The organism is Flammeovirgaceae bacterium SG7u.111 (assembly GCA_034044135.1).
Classification (GTDB): Bacteria; Bacteroidota; Bacteroidia; order Cytophagales; family Flammeovirgaceae.
In genome coordinates this window covers 6,103,454-6,120,798 of sequence record CP139021.1, presented here as the reverse complement: position 1 = coordinate 6,120,798, position 17,345 = coordinate 6,103,454, and the positions used below count along the sequence as shown (strand labels likewise).

The window sequence follows — 17,345 nt, the reverse complement described above, 5'->3', positions numbered from 1 at the left end:
TTATATACCTGAAATTGAAGATTTTTCGATTTTAATACCTGGACTCATCGTGCTTGAAAGCGTTATGCTCTGCATGTAAGTTCCTTTTGCCGCTGAAGGCTTCAATCTGTTGATTACGTTAATAAGTTCTTCAGCATTCTCTTTTAATTTCTCAGAAGTAAAAGAGACTTTACCTACACTAGCGTGGATGATACCAAACTTGTCAACTTTAAAATCGATTTTACCAGCCTTTACTTCGTTTACTGCTTTTCCCACTTCAAGTGTAACAGTACCTGCTTTAGGGTTAGGCATTAAGCCTCTTGGTCCAAGAATACGACCTAACTGACCAACTTTAGCCATAACAGTAGGCATAGTGATAATTACATCAATATCAGTCCATCCACCTTTGATCTTGTCAACATATTCGTCGAGACCAACGTAGTCAGCACCCGCAGCTTTAGCTTCTTCTTCTTTGTCAGGAGTACAAAGAACTAAAACTTTAAGTGATTTACCAGTACCATGTGGCAATACAGCCACACCTCTCACCATTTGATCTGCTTTTCTTGGGTCAACACCAAGTTTGATATCCAAGTCAACAGAAGCGTCAAACTTTGTATAAGTAATTTCTTTTACAAGAGAGCACGCTTCGGCTATAGCATAATCTTTTTCTTTATCGTATTTAGCTAGAACAGCTTTTTGATTTTTTGTAAGCGCCATTGTTTTATTTTTTTAGTGAAAAGCCTTGCTCCTAATGGTTAGAAAAAGACACTTCACATAAGGTCTAAAATTAAATTTACTCGGCCCAAGGGGCATCACCTGAGACTGTAAGACCCATGCTTCTAGCTGTTCCTGCGACCATTTTCATGCCCGATTCTACTGTAAAAGCATTTAAGTCAGCCATCTTAAGTTCTGCGATCTCTTTTACCTGATCCCAAGATACTGATCCAACTTTATCCCTATTAGGTTCAGAAGAACCTTTTGCTACTTTTGCAGCTTCTCTCAGCAATACTGGCGCTGGAGGGGTTTTGATTACAAAATCAAACGATTTATCAGAATAAATAGTAACAACAACTGGAGTAAGTACTCCTTGTTTTTCTTGGGTTCTTGAATTGAACTGTTTACAAAAGTCCATGATATTCAAACCCTTACTACCCAGTGCCGGTCCCACTGGAGGAGACGGATTAGCCTGTCCTCCTTTAATCTGCAATTTTAGAAATCCGGTAACTTCTTTTGCCATTTTGTTTTTAATCTACTTTTTCTACTTGAACATAATTAAGTTCGACTGGAGCATTTCTACCAAAGATCTTAACCATGACATTAAGTTTCTTACGCTCTTCGAACACTTCTTGAACGGTTCCGGTAAAACCATTGAAGGGCCCGTCCATGACCTTCACGGTTTCTCCTACTATAAATGTAGCTTCATCTGTAATTTCGCCTTCGGCAGTTTCTTCTACTTTACCCAAAATACGGTTGATTTCTGCTTCGCGCATAGGGGTAGGCTTGGCGTTAGGTCCCTTACCATCAACTTGTAAAAAGCCAATAACACCAGGAATGCTTTTGATAGTGTGCAACACTTCACCGTGTTCGATATTTGCTTGAACTAGCACGTATCCAGGGTAAAAATTCTTTTCTACAGCTATCTTTTTGCTTTTGCCATCTTTAAGCTTGCGAATTTGGTACACTTTTTCAGTGGGTGTTAACACTTCCGGAATATGTTCATCCAAGTTGTTCAAGGATATCTCTTTTTCCAGATAGATTTTCACCTTTTTTTCCTGCCCGCTCACAGCCCTTACCACATACCAATTTAACTCGCTCATAATTTTTAAAGCCTTTTTTTAGAAGGAACCATAAAACAAGTCCAAGCCGTATTTGAACACAGTATCGATCAAGCCTATAAGCAAGGCAAAAATGAATGATGCGATCAAAACCAGCACTGAACTACTTTGGAGTTCATCATACTTCGACCATGTCACGTGATGGATCATCTCGTTGTAAGACTCCTTAATGAAATTTTTTATCTTAGTAAACATTGCTAAATACTGATTAACCAGTAAAAAAAAATTATACTGACAAAAGCCAGTATAACTAGCACGGGCGGTAAGGATCGAACTCACGACCTACGGTTTTGGAGACCGTTGCTCTACCAGCTGAGCTACACCCGTGTATGATTAGATTTCTAATTGGTGTGCAAAGGTATGAACTATATGAACATTATCAAATTTATCGGATAAAATATTTGATCAAAAGAAGGATAAATACTCTTCTTTGCCTAAAAAGACCTCTTCAAAAAAAAAGCCCTGCACAAGGCAGAGCTTTCAATTTATTATCAAGCGTAAATTACGCTAAGATTTCAGTTACTTGACCAGCACCAACTGTTCTACCACCTTCTCTGATTGCAAAACGAAGACCAGCTTCCATTGCAACTTCTTTCTGAAGGTCAACAGTAATGGTGATGTTGTCACCTGGCATAACCATTTCTACACCATCAGGAAGAGATATCTCACCTGTTACGTCTGTTGTTCTGAAGTAGAACTGAGGGTTATAACCTTTGAAGAATGGAGTGTGACGACCACCTTCGTCTTTTGACAATACGTAAACCTCAGCTTTGAATTTAGTGTGAGGAGTTACAGAACCTGGCTTACAGATTACCATACCACGTCTGATAGCTTCTTTGTCAATACCTCTCAAAAGAAGACCAACATTATCACCAGCTTCACCTCTGTCAAGAATTTTTCTAAACATTTCAACACCAGTGATAGTTGAAGTAAGCTTCTCAGCTCCCATACCGATGATTTCTACTGGATCACCTGAGTTGATTACACCTCTTTCGATTCTACCAGTAGCTACAGTACCACGACCAGTGATAGAGAATACATCTTCAACAGGCATCAAGAAATCTTTGTCAACCAAACGCTCAGGAATTGGAATGCTGTTATCAACTGCATCCATTAACTCCATGATAGTATCAACCCACTTTTGCTCGGCATTAAGACCGCCAAGAGCAGATCCTTGGATAACAGGAATATTGTCACCATCGAATTCGTAGAAAGACAATAACTCACGAACTTCCATTTCAACAAGTTCTAGAAGCTCTTCGTCATCTACCATGTCAACTTTGTTCATGAATACTACCAAAGCAGGCACACCTACTTGGCGAGCTAAAAGAATGTGCTCCCTTGTCTGTGGCATAGGACCATCAGTAGCAGCAACAACTAGTATTGCCCCGTCCATTTGAGCTGCACCAGTTACCATGTTTTTAACGTAATCGGCGTGACCTGGGCAATCAACGTGAGCGTAGTGCCTAGTAGCAGTTTGGTACTCAACGTGAGACGTATTAATAGTAATACCTCTTTCCTTTTCCTCTGGTGCATTGTCAATCGAGTCGAATGAACGAGATTCAGAAAGACCTGCATCTGCCAACACCTTAGTGATAGCAGCAGTCAAAGTTGTTTTTCCGTGGTCAACGTGACCTATAGTTCCAATATTCAAGTGAGGCTTGGAACGGTCAAAGGTTTCTTTAGCCATTTTTTTCCAATTATTAAATTAACAACCTATTCTTATATGTGTGTATGATTTCAATACAAAGTGAATTACTCAGAGCCAATGACGGGATTTGAACCCGTGACCTCTTCCTTACCAAGGAAGCACTCTACCCCTGAGCTACATCGGCTTAAAACAGTGAGCGGGAGACGAGGCTCGAACCCGCGACCTACAGCTTGGAAGGCTGTCGCTCTACCAACTGAGCTACTCCCGCTTATGTTTTAACAGCATGAATGGCTATTAAATCGCTATGTAGCAATTAAATAACCAAACAACTTACCTTTTGGTGGGGAGGGCAGGATTCGAACCTGCGAAGCCGAAGCAACGGATTTACAGTCCGTCCCATTTGACCGCTCTGGAACCTCCCCCTAAATGTCTGTGTCCGACATTTTTTCTGAATTGGTCTGCAAAGCTATACGCTTTTTTTATAAGTTCAAATATTTTAAATAAAATTTCACAACGTCTTTAAAATATTTATTTGCTATATAGCCTTATCCTCTCATTATCAGTATTATTTGCTGAGTAGATAAAGTGTAATAAATTTGTGTTTTTATTTAAACTAGGTAATAAATGGGTTTTACGAGTGCTTTATCAACCGCCAAGAATCTAGACAAAGAGGACTGGCTAAAAAAATATAGAAGCGAATTTCTACTACCATCTTCCCAATCTCCTATAGATATATATTTCTGTGGCAATTCACTTGGTTTACAGCCAAGTAAAACGGCTTCCCATATTGAAAGGGAATTAAGCCGTTGGCAAGATTTGGGAGTAGAAGGTTTTTTCAATGCATTTGAAGGTGAGCCTTCATGGATGGAATACCAGTATAAGCTATCAAAAAAGCTTTGTCCTATTGTAGGCGCACAGCCTAGTGAAGTGGCTTTGATGAACTCACTCACAGTCAATCTACATTTTTTGTTGGTATCTTTTTATAGACCGAGCCAAGGGCGGTATAAGATTTTGATGGAGGCAGGAGCTTTTCCATCTGATCAGTATGCAATGGCATCTCAATTACAATCTCATGGATGTTCTCCAGAAGATGGGCTTATAGAACTTACACCAAGAGAAGGGGAAGAAACACTGCGGACCGAAGATATTCTTTCTGTAATAGAAGAAAATGCAGAAGAGCTCGCATTGGTATTGTTGGGAGGGGTTAATTATTATACTGGTCAGTTGTTTGAATTAGAGAAAATAGCAAAAGTGTCTCACGGAGTTGGTGCTGTTGTTGGGTTTGATTTGGCGCATGCAGTAGGGAATGTGCCACTAAAGCTTCACGATTGGGGTGTAGACTTTGCCGTTTGGTGTAATTACAAATACATGAATGGCGGACCAGGTACAATCGGAGGTTTATTTGTGCATGAAACCCATGGAAAAGATAAAGGTGTTGCACGCTTGTCGGGATGGTGGGGAAACGATGAAAAGACCCGTTTTCTTATGCAAAAAGACTTTCAGCCTGCAATTGGGGCTAACGGATGGCAATTGAGTACTCCTCCCGTATTATTATTGGCGGCTTTGCATGCTTCGTTAGATATTTTTGAAGAGGTGGGAATGGAAAAATTGGTAGAGAAAAGTAAAAAAATGGTTGCCTATCTGCGGTTTTTGATCGATGACATAAATAAAGCAATTGGTGAGGAGACAATACGAATTGTTACTCCAGAAAGCCCGAGTGAAAGTGGAGCACAACTATCTTTGGTAGTGGAACAGGGGAAGAAGATTTTTGATAATCTGATTAAAAAGGGAATTGTGGTTGATTGGAGAGAACCAAATGTAATAAGGCTTGCACCAGTACCTTTATATAATACCTTTGAGGAAATCTTTCAGTTTTATACTGTGCTCAAAGATACATTCAAAACCTTGTAAATTACTTACAGGATGCAAAAGTCCGACCCTAAAGATCTTTTTTATAGGTACTTCCCCCATGAGCCAACTCCTGGTCAGGCAACTCTTTTTGATAAACTGGGTGAGTTTATTGTAGAAAAAAAGCGAAATAGGCTCACTTTTTTGCTTAAAGGATATGCGGGTACGGGAAAAACTTCGGTGATCAGCGCCATGGTAAAGACCTTGAGGCATTTCGATTACAAATATGCTTTGCTAGCTCCTACTGGCAGAGCGGCGAAAGTAATTTCATTTTATGCAAAAAGGCAAGCTTTTACCATCCATAAGATTATCTATAAACCAACCGAAGACCCTGCCTCGGGACGAATCGTTTTCAAAAAGCAGCCTAACCAGAGTAAGAATACGGTTTTTATAGTAGATGAAGCGTCCATGATAGACGATGGAAGTGATTATGGTTATCGTAATGGGTTGCTTACGGAGCTGGTTAGTTATGTATTTGAGAAACCTAATTCGGGAAACAAGTTAATGCTGGTGGGGGATACTGCTCAGCTTCCTCCAGTGCATAAAGATATTAGCCCTGCTTTAGATGTTTTGCACTTGGAGCAAGAGTGTATGTTGAAGGTAATGCCTCATATGCTTACAGATGTGGTGAGGCAGCAACAAGCTTCTGGGATTTTGGAAAATGCTACAGCGATTCGTCTCCAAATAGCAAAGCGGAATTTTCAAATCAACCTCAATACCAAAAAGTACAAGGATATTTTTAGGATGCCTAGTCAGAAGTTAGAAAATGGGCTGCGCTATACCTATGACAAATATGGTGTTGAAAACACTTCCCTGATTTGCCGATCCAACCGTTCGGCTACATTGTACAACCAGTTCATCCGCAAACAGATATTGTACTACGAAGAAGAACTATCGGCAGGTGATATTTTGATGGTGGTCAAAAACAATTACTTCTGGTTGGATGATGAATCTAGGGCGGGGTTTCTTGCCAATGGTGAGTTTGCCGAGGTAATGAGAGTAGGTTCGGTAGAAGAGATGGGAGGGTTTCGGTTTGCCAACCTCCGTTTGCAATTGATCGATTATCCAGATGAGACGCCATTTGATGCGAAAGTGCTTTTGGATACGCTTCATAGTTTCACCCCTAATTTACCCATGGAGGACTTAAATAAAATTCAAGAGCAAGTGATAGAGGATAATGGACCATTTGAAAACCCGAAGGAAGTAGAAACTCTGTTAAGAGAAAACCCCTACATAAATGCGTTGCAGGTAAAATATGCTTATTCCCTTACTTGCCACAAATCACAGGGTAGCCAGTGGAAAGCTGTATTTGTCGATTTGGGCTACCTCAACGATGAGATGAAAAATGTGGAGCTGATGCGTTGGGTTTATACAGCGATTACCCGTTCAACGGACGAACTTTTCCTTGTCAATTTTGAGCCCGATTTTTTTAAAGATTAACCATAAAAAAGCCCTGAGTGGATTTTATACCAAACAGGGCTTCGTTTATTGTTCTGGAGTATTTACCTTGATAGTTGGTTGAAAGAAATGTTGTTTTCCATAACTATTTTCTTTACGCTCATCTGAAGTTTAGTTAATTTTTATTCGAACACGACTCGTAAGGGTACGCCACAAAACTTGAAGGGTATTGTTTAAATATCTCAAAAAGTATGTAGTGACGAACGGTTACTAAAGTCTAGTCAAATTATCTTCCAACCAATGCGCTCATTTGATTTTCCGCCAAAAGCTTGCTCATTCTTCTTTTTACCAAATCGTTAGAAGTAGTCATGGTAAGAGTTTTGATGATGGCTAATTCATCAAAACCTTTCAAGTCATTATAAGAATTGATGCCATTATCGCTCATTACCTTTGCTACCGCAGTAGCAAGTTCGTTGCTTGCACCAGTTGCACCAAGTTTCACACACAAATCGGTAAGTGCAGTTACGCCAGCTTTTGTATCGAACAAATCGCCAGTAATCATATTGATACCATTTACAGGTAAGTTGATGTTTTTGGCAACCAAGTAGTACATTTCGTAAGCAGCTTTGATTTGCTCACCTTTAGTTTGCTCGCCCAAAAGGATCAATGGACCGAACAATTGTTTGTTTGCCAAAAGATAGTCCATTAGGTCATCGCCTTGAAGCTTTGTTTTGCCCTTGAAACCTTCAGGAGCATAAACTACCAATGTGTTTTTCACTTTTCCATATCTGTCAGTAGATATTTCCAAATCAAAACCATACTGCGCTAGGCAAGCTTGAAAAATTTCTGGCTTATCGTTTTTTACAATAGCCAAGTAGTTTTCTAGTGAACCATATTTCAAAGTGAACTGGATAAATCCAAAAGAACCAGCGCCATCGTAAAAGTTCAAGTCGCTCACACCGCCTTCATTCGAAGATACGAAGGACAAAGCAGCAGCAGCTTCCTTAGGGTAACCAAAATTAGAAATCAAATCTTCTGTTACTTTTGTTCCTCCACTATATTGGATACCGTCTTTTCTTTTTGTGTATTTACTAGGAACATTATCTCTGAACCTTGCTATTCTCATAGTCCTGAAATAAAGGTTGAACCAAGGCTGGTTTGTGGTCTCTTGCTCTACTTTAAATATTTCTCTAGCATCATTGATTCCATTTGGCACTTCAGAAGTCAATTGAGTTTCTGTAGTGAGCCCTGGTAGTTTTTGTATTTTGCTAGGTGTTTCATTAGCGATCACTTGTTGATAAGCTACAGCATTGTTTTCAGGTTGTGAAGTGATGGTCTTATTGGTGATTTGCTTGCGTGGTGCTTCTCTCCTTACCATCGGGTTAGCCGGATCGTATGCAGTAGAAGTGCTAGTCATACCTCCAGAAAGACCTGTTAGCTTGCTTTGTCTTCCAGTATTAGAAGCTATAGTAGTTGTAGAAGCTTCTATAGATACTAGTAACAATTGTCCTGCGTGGAGTGTTCCTGAATACAAATCGTTGTTTTTCATCAACACGGTTTCAGGGATACCATATCTACGGGCTATTTTTTGTATTGTTTCTCCTTCTTTTACCCTGTGGTAGCGTTCATTATCATTATTAGCAAATAATGTAGAGGCGCTAAATAAGAAAAGAAAGTAAATAGATGCGAGTGTAACCAGTGCAAGTCTGGTGTAAGAAGTCTTGTTGCCAAGAGCGGCGCAAGTGTTTTCCTCTTTAGTTGAGGTAAGGAAATGTTGATACAGTCCATTTCCATGGACTAATCCTTTTGAGTTAGTAGTCATTTTATTGAGCGGTTTGGTTTAATTGTTTTGGTTGTAATGTTTATCACAAAAGTGATATTACAAATCTAATAGTTTATTGCATTTTTGCAACAATAATTTAAATATTGCATGAATCATGCCTGTCGTGCATAGACATCCTGTTTTTTTGAATTGTTTCTTACGCTCTAAAAAAAAAATAGGTTACAATGTTTACCTTCTCTAAATGTCATCTATAACAGACAAAAAGGCTTATTTTTCCTGAAAAGTAGTGACTATCAATGGTTTTTAAGTGATGTTTTGTCTTTGTCTTGCTGACAATTTGTCTTAAAAAAACAACTGGAACAGATTTTGGCAAAAGGTTTGGAAAGCAATCAAAATATTAATTTTAGTAACTTTTATTAACGAAAATACACATGGAAGAGAGAGGTACGATTTCGGTCAATACCGAAAACATTTTCCCAATTATTAAAAAATTTCTCTATTCTGACCAAGAGATATTTTTACGGGAATTGGTATCAAATGCAGTAGATGCTACACAAAAGCTTCAGAAACTTGCATCGATCGGAGAGTTTAAAGAGGAGCTTGGCGAAATAAAAGTCAAGGTAAGTATTGACAAAGAAAACAAGAAAATCACGATAAGCGACAGCGGAATCGGGATGACTGCCGAGGAAATCAAGAAATATATCAACCAAATCGCTTTTTCAGGCGCTACCGAATTTGTTGAGAAATTCAAGGATGTAAAAGATGCGAACCAGATAATAGGTAAGTTTGGTTTGGGTTTCTATTCGGCATTTATGGTTGCCGATACGGTAGAAATCATTACCAAATCGTATAAAGAAGGCTCTGAGGCAGCTCGTTGGTCTTGTACAGGCAGTACCGATTTTGAAATTACTGCAGGAGAAAAGGAAACAAGGGGTACAGATATCATCCTCCATGTAAACGAAGATTCCTTAGATTACCTTGAAAGCGGAAAGGTTGGTGGTATTTTGAACAAATACTGCAAGTTCTTACCTATCGAAATCGAGTTTGAAGAAAAGGTAATAAATACTACAGCCCCAATTTGGGTCAAAAACCCAACTGACCTCAAGGACGAAGATTACCTAGAGTTTTACAAAACGCTTTACCCGTTCTCAGAAGAACCACTTTTCTGGATTCACCTCAATGTTGATTATCCATTCAACCTTACGGGAATCCTATATTTCCCAAAAGTGAAAAACGATCTCACGCTTCACCGCGACAAAATACAGCTGTATTCTCGCCAAGTGTTCATCACCGATGAGGTGAAAGAGATTGTGCCAGAGTTTCTTACGCTCATGCACGGCGTCATCGACTCACCAGATATCCCGCTCAACGTATCAAGAAGCTACTTGCAGTCGGATAGCAGTGTGAAGAAGATTAACTCTTACATCACCAAGAAGGTAGCCGATAAATTAAGTGACTTGTTTAAAAGTGATAGAGAGTCATTTGAGCAAAAATGGGAAAGCATTGGTTTGTTTGTGAAATACGGAATGGTTACCGATGAGAAATTCTACGACCGATCTAAGAAGTTTGGCTTGCTGAAAAACTTGGAGGGTAAATTCTACACCTTTGAGGAATATGGGAAACACGTGGAAGCAGCCCAAACGGATAAAAACGGGAACAAGGTATTCCTTTATACCAACGACCAAGAGCTGCACCATTCTTATATAGTAGCTGCGCAAAAGAAAGGGTATGATATTTTGATATTGGACGGTCCGCTCGATAGCCACTTCATCAGTACGTTGGAGCAAAAACTGGAAAAAACGAGCTTGAAGCGTGTAGATGCCGATGTTGCCGAAAAGCTGATAGAAAAAGACGAGGCAATAGAATCGGTACTGAGCAAAGAAGAAGAGGAGAAAGTGGTAGAAATTTTCAAAAAAGCGATAGCTAAGGAAAATGTTGCACCTGAGGTAACGGCCATGTCGGCAGATGCTATGCCAGTGGTGATTACCCAACCTGAGTTCATGCGCAGGATGCAAGAAATGCAACAGATGCAAGGAAATATGATGTTTGGCGGAGATATGCCGGGCATGCAGGCGGTTACTATCAACGGAAACCACCCGCTTATAGGCAAAATAGTAAAAGCTGAAAACGAGGAAGAGCAAATTAGTGTAGCTAAGCAAGCTTACGATTTGGCTTTGCTTTCGCAAAATATGCTGAAAGGAGAATCGCTTACTACTTTTATAGAAAGAAGCATATCCATGATTGCTGACGAAAAATAATTCTGAAGCAATTTTTATATACGAAAAGCCAGCTCATTGAGCTGGCTTTTTTTATCTGGTTACCACCAACCTAAACCCCGAGCTATGCACATTTTCTATACTGATTTTCTCATCTTGGCTGAGGTATTTCCTGAGTTTCGATACAAAAACATCTAAGCTCCTTCCGTTGAAATAATCATTTTTCCCCCATAGTTTTTCGAGTATTTCGCCTTTTGGTACTAGCTCACCTTGGTTGTGAGCCAGCATTACCAACAAATCGCTTTCCCGCTTGGTTAAGCCTTTTGTCTCTTTTCCCAAAGCCAATACTTGGTTTTTACTATCGAAAAGGTAGTTTCCAAGATTGAATTGCTTCAAAATAGGAGTTGAATTTCCATTGGGCAAACAGCGATTCAGCACGGCTTCCACTCGCAACACCAGCTCCTCTATGCTGAAAGGCTTGGTCACATAGTCATCGCAGCCTGTTTTGAACCCACGGATTTTGTCTTCTTTCATGTTGCGGGCAGTTAGGAAAACGATGGGGAATTTGGGTTGCTCAGCTTTCATTTCTTCTGCTACGGAAAATCCGTCTTTTTTGGGTAGCATGATGTCGAGCAGGCACAAATCGAATGGGATGGCTCGGAAATAATCCACCGCTTTTTGCCCATCTGTGGCAAGCTTTACCTCAAAGTTTTCCCGTTCCAAATTATCTTTTACCACAAACCCCAAACTCGGGTCGTCTTCCACCAAAAGTAACTTTGCTTTTGTCATGCCTTTCTATCAAAATATAATATAAACTCGCTCCCTTTTCTCAATTCGCTTTTTAATGATATTTTTCCCCCATGGGCTTTCACCATCTTTTTTACATAGCTCAACCCAAGTCCAAACCCTTTTACATTATGGACGTCGCCTGTAGAGATCCTATAAAATTTATCAAATATTTTCTTTTGTTGGTCAGGAGCGATCCCCAAGCCATTATCTTTTATGGTAACCTGCGCCTTTTTGTCAATGCATCGAATCCCGACCACAATTTGGGGAGGGGCTTCACCTCGGTATTTTACCGCATTGTCCAACAAATTATGGAGGATATTCGAAAAATGTAGCTTATCTGCCCAAATTATTACTGCTTTTTCTGTGCAATCAACCTCAATAGAAAAGCCTGTACCTAACTGTGCTGCTTGTGCGCTTTTTTCTAATTCTCCAACTATTTCCACCACATTTACCTCTTCAAACTGGAGCTGCTGGCTGCTTTTGTTTACCGTAAGCAGTTGCAATACTTTTTCCACTTGGGCTTCTAATCTACCATTTTCCCTATGTATAATTTCCGCATAGGTCGAAAGCCTTTCTGCTGATGCACTTGCTTCGCTTTCCATGAGTACTTTGCTCGAAATAGCTACGGTAGAAATTGGGGTTTTAAATTCATGGGCCATGTTTTTGATAAAATCGGCCTGTATCTCCGAAAGCTTTTTTTGCTTTAAAATAAAAAATAAGGAATAGAAGAAAAAGAGAAGGACAATGAAGATTACCGCAGAGGAAAATAGCCAAATATCCATATTAGAAACCACACTGGTTATTCTGTTTGGAAAATAAATACCAAAGTAATTGTGGTCAATTCCCGAGCTAGAAAATGGAAAAGAGGCGAGTTGATGTGGATCACATTCTTCGCTGAGGCAGACGTATTGCTTGTAGGAAATGTCTTTTTCTGAACAATTGTACATGCCTAGCTCAAAGTCATGCTCTACATGGTGGCGAGAAAATTCCTGTTTCAAAAGCTCCTTCAACACGCTAGGGGCGACTTCTTCCGAAATATTTACCACATAGTACCCTGGCGAAACCTGCTGGACGGGCTTTAGTATCGAAGCATCGAGTTGTTGGTAATTCAGCACCCTTTTGTGTACGCTGGAAAGTGCATGCGTCACCTGTTCTTCAAAGTTTTTCTGTTCTACATCAAAAGCCTGCCGAAACCAATATACTTGAACTACCACTATTCCACTAATGGAGAGCAAGGCCAGCACCACAAATACACGTAAAGCTTTTCGTTCCACTTCAATTTACTTTTCCTTTCCTGAAATTACTTCATTCTGACGCTCCAGCCCATCCATTTCTTTCCTTTAACTTTTCATTAACAGCACTTGGGTTTTCGTTAACTCAACTGCATCGGGTGGAAAGCTATTTTTGGTACAAGAAATTTTTTATTCGTCAAACCAAAAAAATAACTTACTTATGAAAAAAGTAATTCTTCCCCTGCTCATGTTATTTTTTGCCGCAGCAAGCTATGCTCAGCAGGCACAAGTTATTGGTACAGAAGCAGCTACTTTCAGTTGGAAAGCCCAAGAAGTGAATTTGGGAAAAATCAAAAAAGGCGTTCCTGCCGAAGCTGTGTTCACGTTTACCAACGAGGGAAAAGCACCGCTCATTATCACCGAAGTGAAGCCAACTTGCGGATGTACCATTGCTTCTTGGCCCAAAGAGCCGCTGCAAAAAGGGGAAACTGCGAGTATAAAAGCGACCTATAATGCAGCCAACAAAGGAGTTTTCCACAAAAGTATCAGGGTGTATAGTAATTCGACTACACCTGTTGCCGTATTAGTAATAAAAGGAGAAGTGGTGGAAACGACAGTGGGGAGGTAAAAGGTGAACGGTTAAAAAATTAGCTGCTGTTATTATAGGCTTAATTTTAACAGAACGGCTAACCTATGGAACCACCATAAGTTATCAGAAGCCTATTCAGATTTGGATAGGCTTTGCTTTTTCAATACTACCTTATTGTTATTCAGTGATTCTATGCATTTCACAACATCTTTGTTTTCCATAATTCGGATGCATTTCGCTGTTAAGCCAAACAGACCTCCTGGTTTTATCATTTTGTTTCCCCATTTAGAAACTTTTCCGTCCAGCTTTAGAATCTCCTCACCCCACACCGAAGCACCATAAGGCATTCCTGAAAACCGAAGTGCATTTCCCCAAGCAAAATCACGGGAAAAACGGATACCATGACCAGCAATTCCTTCGTCTAGTTGCCCCGCTACCGCATCAATCAATTTTAGCGGTTTCCATGCAAATACAAGAGCTTCTTGTACTTGGTCTATCATTAAGCAGAGTAAAGCATTAATTGCATTGAAGTCTTCTTTAAGGTGGTGAACGCTATCTCCTGGAGAAGTTTGGGCTGCAGCAATTCCAAGGTCAAGGTGGATGTGTGCGTTCATTCCTACCAATAAATGCTGAAGGACCAAGGGCCACCATTGTCGTTGGGCATCAAAAGTCAATTGCCAAGATTTGGTAAGCGTTTCATTTTCTAGATATGCAGCAAAGGCTTCCAAATAGCGGTTGGCAAAAGCTACATCTAACCGTTCCATTCGGTGATTATCGGCAAACTCTTCTTGTTCAACTCCTTCTTTTACTCGGGCGGTCACCTGCTTGTAAAGACTTGGAAAATAGCCCAAAGAACTTTTATTTTCCAAGGACCAAAGAATGATCTTATCTAGTTCGCTAATAACTTCTTCAATGGTTTCAGCCTGATTTATTTTCATGGTTTAAGTAAGTGGTGGTTGTTAGAAAATAGAAGGGTAAGTATCTTTTAAATACGTAATGTAGTCTACAAAATTACTCTCAAACTCGTTTTCAAATTGCTCTCTGAACTGGTTTTTGCTGGCTCTATACCTTACAAATGCCATAAAGAAAGCATTGTTTGGATGGAAATTTTTAAAATAACCATAATACCTCGGGTTAGTAAATTCTAAAGAATCTATTCCTTGTATATAACGTTCAATATATTTGTTTTTAAGTGTTGATTTTTCCTTATAAGTCATCTGCTCATCAAAGGTGTTATAGAGCGAATCGAGTGTTTTGGTAAAGTTCAGCGTATAATTGGCAAATTGCTCATAGTCGGGCTGCGATTGCTGATAATTTTTATATTCAGGCGAATCCATCCCGTATTTATGTAACAGAAAGCGTTTTGCTCCTTCTTCTCCCACAAAATTTGCCAAGTTCTCGTTGTACTGCAAGTTGTCTTTGATGAAAAGCGTGCCGTGCGTAAGCTCGTGAATGATCACCTCGGCAAGGTAGCCCTCGCTGCGATAGAGCATGTTAGAAAGGATGGGGTCGTTCAAAATCCCCAAGGTTGACCAAGCATTCACTTGCCTCACCCGAGTGTCCCAACCTTCTTCTTTCAGCGCCTTGGCTTCTTTTTTCAATGCCAAAGAATCGAAAAAACCTTTGTAAGAAACCCGACCTAGCACGGGGAAATCCCATACTTTATTTTTCAATGCAAAAGGCTTACAAGCGGTTACTACCCAAAGTATTGGCTTGCCCTTTTGGTCATACATTTTAGTGTAACTATTGCTCTGGTCAAGCCCGACCGAGTCGAAGGCATATTGCCTTATTTCCTGTACCAAGTTGATGCGTTGCTTCAGCGAATCGGGGTAATTTGGGTCTGCCAAAAAGTTTTCGATAGGCTTGGCTTTCACCAAAATTTCCAATTGGCCATAGCCTTGCTTCAGCCCATAATGAACCAGCTTGAAGTTGATGAGTAAATAGCTTAATATGAAAACAAGGAGCAGTTTGAGCGTGAATTTGAAAGGATTGGCAAACCATGGGATTTTACTTTTCCAGTTTTGGTGCCAAAGGAATTTTTCAGGATGCTTTGCGCCAATGGTTTGATAAAAAGCTTTTATCTTTTTCAAGTCGGCTTCATAGTCGCCTGTTGGATAAATAAGTTCTTCGCTTACGCCTCCAGTTCTGGTTTTGAAGTCAAAATACCCCAACACCAGCGGGACATTTGCCTTTAAGGCAATGTGGTAAAATCCCGTTTTCAAGGTAGGGACAAGTGCCCTTGTCCCCTCTGGGGTGACGGCAATGCCAAAGCGTTCCCTCTCTTCGTACTTCTCCACCACTTGGTCCACCAAACCCATGTTTCGGCTACGGTCGACGGGAGTGCCACCCAGCCAGTAAAACAAGAAGCCAAGTTTAGAATCAAAAAGTGATTTTTTGGCGAGGTAGTGGCACTCGGGCATGTTTAGCAAGGGCCTGATCATGATGCCCACAATGAAATCCCAAGTACTAGTATGGGGCATCACTACCACAAGGTATTTGTTGGTGCCGTCGGGCACTTTTCCTTTTACCTTCCAGCCAAAAAGCCACAAAAAGAACCGGCAAATTATTCGAATGAGCATTTGGAATTTGTTTTCATGTCAAACCTGAAACTTGCTTATCCTAATAATAGGTCAGACTCTGCTGCCATCACTTTTGAGAAGTTGAAACTTGCCAAGGCTTTTTCCATTTTTGCCCCAATTTCTGCCGTGCAGAGGTTGCCGATGCTTCCTTCGTGCGTGTGGTTTACATCAGTTTTGTCTTGGTACGAACCGTCAGCTATTTGCTTGCCTATTTTTTGGTATGCCTCACGGAACGGTACGCCTTTCAACACTTCCTCGTTCACGGCTTCTACGCTGAACAAGAAACGGTAGCGAGGGTCTTCAATAATTCCTTCAGTTACTTTTACCTGTTGCAGGGCATATTCGCTTATTTCCAAGCAAGACTTCAGGTCGGCTATTCCATCCATAAACGATTCTTTCACCAATTGGAAATCTCGGTGGTAGCCCGATGGCAAGTTGGATGTGATGGCAATTATTTCCCCAGCCAAAGCTTGAACCTTGTTGCACTTTGCTCTTACTAGCTCAAATACGTCAGGGTTTTTCTTGTGCGGCATGATGCTAGAGCCTGTGGTGAGCTGGTCGGGGAAGGTAAGGAAACCAAAGTTTTGGTTCATATAAAGCGTGATGTCCATTGCCAGTTTCCCCAACGTAGCGGCAATTGAATTGAGGGCAAAAGCCAATATTTTTTCCGATTTTCCTCGTCCCATTTGGGCATAGACCACATTATAGTTCAGGTCGTCGAAGCCTAGCAGCTTGGTGGTCATGCTTCGGTTGAGAGGGAAAGAAGATCCATAGCCAGCAGCCGATCCAAGGGGATTTTGGTTGGCAACTTTCCATGCAGACTGGAGCAACAGTATGTCGTCCACCAAACTTTCGGCGTAAGCCCCAAACCACAGTCCAAATGATGACGGCATGGCAACTTGTAAGTGCGTATAGCCTGGAATAAGCACATTTTTATAGCGTTCGCTTTGAGCTTGCAACGTTTCAAAAAGCTCGTTCGTCATCTGGCTGATTTGCATGATCTCGCTTCGCATGTAGAGCTTAAGGTCTAGCAAAACTTGGTCGTTGCGTGAGCGACCGCTGTGGATTTTTTTTCCGACATCGCCCAGCCTTTCGGTTAGCAATTTTTCTACCTGCGAGTGCACATCTTCTATTCCATCTTCAATCTCAAATTTCCCTTCGGCTACTTCTTCGTAGATTTTCCTAAGTTCTTTGGTCAGAATATCTAGCTCGCTTTTTTTCAACAAGTCGATGCTTTCGAGCATGGTAATGTGGGCAATGGAACCCAACACATCGAACCTCGCCAAGTTGAGATCCAGCTCTCGGTCCCTACCTACGGTAAAGTCTTCAATTTTTTTGTCTATGGAAAATCCTTTCTGCCAAAGTTTCATATATCAAGGTGATTTG

15 protein-coding genes and 4 tRNA genes are annotated in these 17,345 nt (G+C 40.6%); 4 read left to right on the top strand and 15 right to left on the bottom strand.

Annotation, left to right across the window (positions count from 1 at the left end):
- From rplA to R9C00_23715, 9 genes are all read right to left on the bottom strand, one after another.
- The gene (rplA, locus tag R9C00_23755) at positions 1-696 is read right to left on the bottom strand and encodes a 50S ribosomal protein L1 (GenBank protein ID WPO34717.1); all 696 of its coding nucleotides are present in this window, start codon (positions 694-696) and stop codon (positions 1-3) included.
- A gap of 76 nt (positions 697-772) precedes the next feature.
- Positions 773-1,216 carry a 50S ribosomal protein L11 gene (gene rplK, locus R9C00_23750; protein WPO34716.1) on the bottom strand — a complete coding sequence of 148 codons (444 nt, stop codon included), beginning with the start codon at positions 1,214-1,216 and terminating at the stop codon, positions 773-775.
- 7 nt (positions 1,217-1,223) lie between these two features.
- On the bottom strand, positions 1,224-1,796 hold the full coding sequence (nusG, locus tag R9C00_23745) for a transcription termination/antitermination protein NusG (GenBank protein WPO34715.1): 573 nt from the start codon (positions 1,794-1,796) through the stop codon (positions 1,224-1,226).
- An 18-nt stretch (positions 1,797-1,814) separates the two neighbouring features.
- Entirely contained in the window at positions 1,815-2,009 is a 195-nt protein-coding gene (secE, locus tag R9C00_23740) for a preprotein translocase subunit SecE (protein WPO34714.1), read from the bottom strand.
- Between the two features lie 59 nt (positions 2,010-2,068).
- Positions 2,069-2,141: transfer RNA gene (locus R9C00_23735), tRNA-Trp, on the bottom strand.
- A 175-nt stretch (positions 2,142-2,316) separates the two neighbouring features.
- Positions 2,317-3,504 (bottom strand): elongation factor Tu, encoded by a 1,188-nt coding sequence (tuf, locus tag R9C00_23730; protein WPO34713.1) that lies wholly within the window; start codon positions 3,502-3,504, stop codon positions 2,317-2,319.
- A gap of 73 nt (positions 3,505-3,577) precedes the next feature.
- A tRNA-Thr gene (locus tag R9C00_23725) sits at positions 3,578-3,649 on the bottom strand.
- An 11-nt stretch (positions 3,650-3,660) separates the two neighbouring features.
- Positions 3,661-3,733 (bottom strand) — tRNA-Gly (locus R9C00_23720).
- A 70-nt stretch (positions 3,734-3,803) separates the two neighbouring features.
- A tRNA-Tyr gene (locus R9C00_23715) sits at positions 3,804-3,887 on the bottom strand.
- 202 nt (positions 3,888-4,089) lie between these two features.
- Between R9C00_23715 and kynU the strand changes: the two genes are divergently transcribed.
- Positions 4,090-5,376: a kynureninase gene (gene kynU / locus R9C00_23710; GenBank protein ID WPO34712.1), complete on the top strand. Its 1,287-nt coding sequence runs from the start codon at positions 4,090-4,092 to the stop codon at positions 5,374-5,376.
- 12 nt (positions 5,377-5,388) lie between these two features.
- Positions 5,389-6,813: an AAA family ATPase gene (locus R9C00_23705; protein WPO34711.1), complete on the top strand. Its 1,425-nt coding sequence runs from the start codon at positions 5,389-5,391 to the stop codon at positions 6,811-6,813.
- Positions 6,814-7,057: 244 nt separating this feature from the next.
- On the opposite strand, the gene R9C00_23700 is transcribed toward R9C00_23705, so the two are convergent.
- A complete protein-coding gene (locus R9C00_23700; protein ID WPO34710.1) occupies positions 7,058-8,593 on the bottom strand; it encodes a LysM peptidoglycan-binding domain-containing protein in 1,536 nt (511 codons plus the stop codon).
- Between the two features lie 392 nt (positions 8,594-8,985).
- Between R9C00_23700 and htpG the strand changes: the two genes are divergently transcribed.
- A complete protein-coding gene (gene htpG / locus R9C00_23695; GenBank protein ID WPO34709.1) occupies positions 8,986-10,812 on the top strand; it encodes a molecular chaperone HtpG in 1,827 nt (608 codons plus the stop codon).
- A 51-nt stretch (positions 10,813-10,863) separates the two neighbouring features.
- Here the strand turns inward: htpG and R9C00_23690 are convergent, their stop codons facing one another.
- Both R9C00_23690 and R9C00_23685 read right to left on the bottom strand, forming a co-directional pair.
- The gene (locus tag R9C00_23690; protein WPO34708.1) at positions 10,864-11,559 is read right to left on the bottom strand and encodes a response regulator transcription factor; all 696 of its coding nucleotides are present in this window, start codon (positions 11,557-11,559) and stop codon (positions 10,864-10,866) included.
- Entirely contained in the window at positions 11,556-12,833 is a 1,278-nt protein-coding gene (locus R9C00_23685) for a HAMP domain-containing sensor histidine kinase (GenBank protein WPO34707.1), read from the bottom strand. Before R9C00_23685 ends, R9C00_23690 begins: the two co-directional genes overlap by 4 nt.
- A 178-nt stretch (positions 12,834-13,011) precedes the next feature.
- Between R9C00_23685 and R9C00_23680 the strand changes: the two genes are divergently transcribed.
- On the top strand, positions 13,012-13,419 hold the full coding sequence (locus R9C00_23680) for a DUF1573 domain-containing protein (GenBank protein WPO34706.1): 408 nt from the start codon (positions 13,012-13,014) through the stop codon (positions 13,417-13,419).
- 92 nt (positions 13,420-13,511) lie between these two features.
- Here R9C00_23680 and R9C00_23675 read toward each other — a convergent pair whose 3' ends face one another.
- The 3 genes from R9C00_23675 to argH are packed head-to-tail and all read right to left on the bottom strand — an operon-like array spanning position 13,512 to position 17,329.
- On the bottom strand, positions 13,512-14,318 hold the full coding sequence (locus R9C00_23675; GenBank protein ID WPO34705.1) for a DUF5995 family protein: 807 nt from the start codon (positions 14,316-14,318) through the stop codon (positions 13,512-13,514).
- Positions 14,319-14,339: 21 nt separating this feature from the next.
- Positions 14,340-15,959, bottom strand: a complete 1,620-nt coding sequence (locus R9C00_23670) for an aminopeptidase (protein WPO34704.1) — start codon at positions 15,957-15,959, stop codon at positions 14,340-14,342.
- Between the two features lie 35 nt (positions 15,960-15,994).
- Positions 15,995-17,329, bottom strand: coding sequence for an argininosuccinate lyase (argH, locus tag R9C00_23665; GenBank protein ID WPO34703.1), 1,335 nt, complete (start codon positions 17,327-17,329; stop codon positions 15,995-15,997).
- Positions 17,330-17,345 lie beyond the last annotated feature (16 nt).

What these genes read in the sequence shown, in the direction of transcription:
- secE (WPO34714.1), bottom strand. Translation starts at nt 2,009, where the DNA reads ATGTTTACTAAGATAAAAAATTTCATTAAGGAGTCTTACAACGAGATG.
- R9C00_23675 (WPO34705.1), bottom strand. Translation starts at nt 14,318, where the DNA reads ATGAAAATAAATCAGGCTGAAACCATTGAAGAAGTTATTAGCGAACTA.
- nusG (WPO34715.1), bottom strand. Translation starts at nt 1,796, where the DNA reads ATGAGCGAGTTAAATTGGTATGTGGTAAGGGCTGTGAGCGGGCAGGAA.
- tuf (WPO34713.1), bottom strand. Translation starts at nt 3,504, where the DNA reads ATGGCTAAAGAAACCTTTGACCGTTCCAAGCCTCACTTGAATATTGGA.
- R9C00_23670 (WPO34704.1), bottom strand. Translation starts at nt 15,959, where the DNA reads ATGCTCATTCGAATAATTTGCCGGTTCTTTTTGTGGCTTTTTGGCTGG.
- rplK (WPO34716.1), bottom strand. Translation starts at nt 1,216, where the DNA reads ATGGCAAAAGAAGTTACCGGATTTCTAAAATTGCAGATTAAAGGAGGA.
- kynU (WPO34712.1), top strand. Translation starts at nt 4,090, where the DNA reads ATGGGTTTTACGAGTGCTTTATCAACCGCCAAGAATCTAGACAAAGAG.
- R9C00_23680 (WPO34706.1), top strand. Translation starts at nt 13,012, where the DNA reads ATGAAAAAAGTAATTCTTCCCCTGCTCATGTTATTTTTTGCCGCAGCA.
- argH (WPO34703.1), bottom strand. Translation starts at nt 17,329, where the DNA reads ATGAAACTTTGGCAGAAAGGATTTTCCATAGACAAAAAAATTGAAGAC.
- rplA (WPO34717.1), bottom strand. Translation starts at nt 696, where the DNA reads ATGGCGCTTACAAAAAATCAAAAAGCTGTTCTAGCTAAATACGATAAA.
- R9C00_23690 (WPO34708.1), bottom strand. Translation starts at nt 11,559, where the DNA reads ATGACAAAAGCAAAGTTACTTTTGGTGGAAGACGACCCGAGTTTGGGG.
- htpG (WPO34709.1), top strand. Translation starts at nt 8,986, where the DNA reads ATGGAAGAGAGAGGTACGATTTCGGTCAATACCGAAAACATTTTCCCA.
- R9C00_23700 (WPO34710.1), bottom strand. Translation starts at nt 8,593, where the DNA reads ATGACTACTAACTCAAAAGGATTAGTCCATGGAAATGGACTGTATCAA.
- R9C00_23705 (WPO34711.1), top strand. Translation starts at nt 5,389, where the DNA reads ATGCAAAAGTCCGACCCTAAAGATCTTTTTTATAGGTACTTCCCCCAT.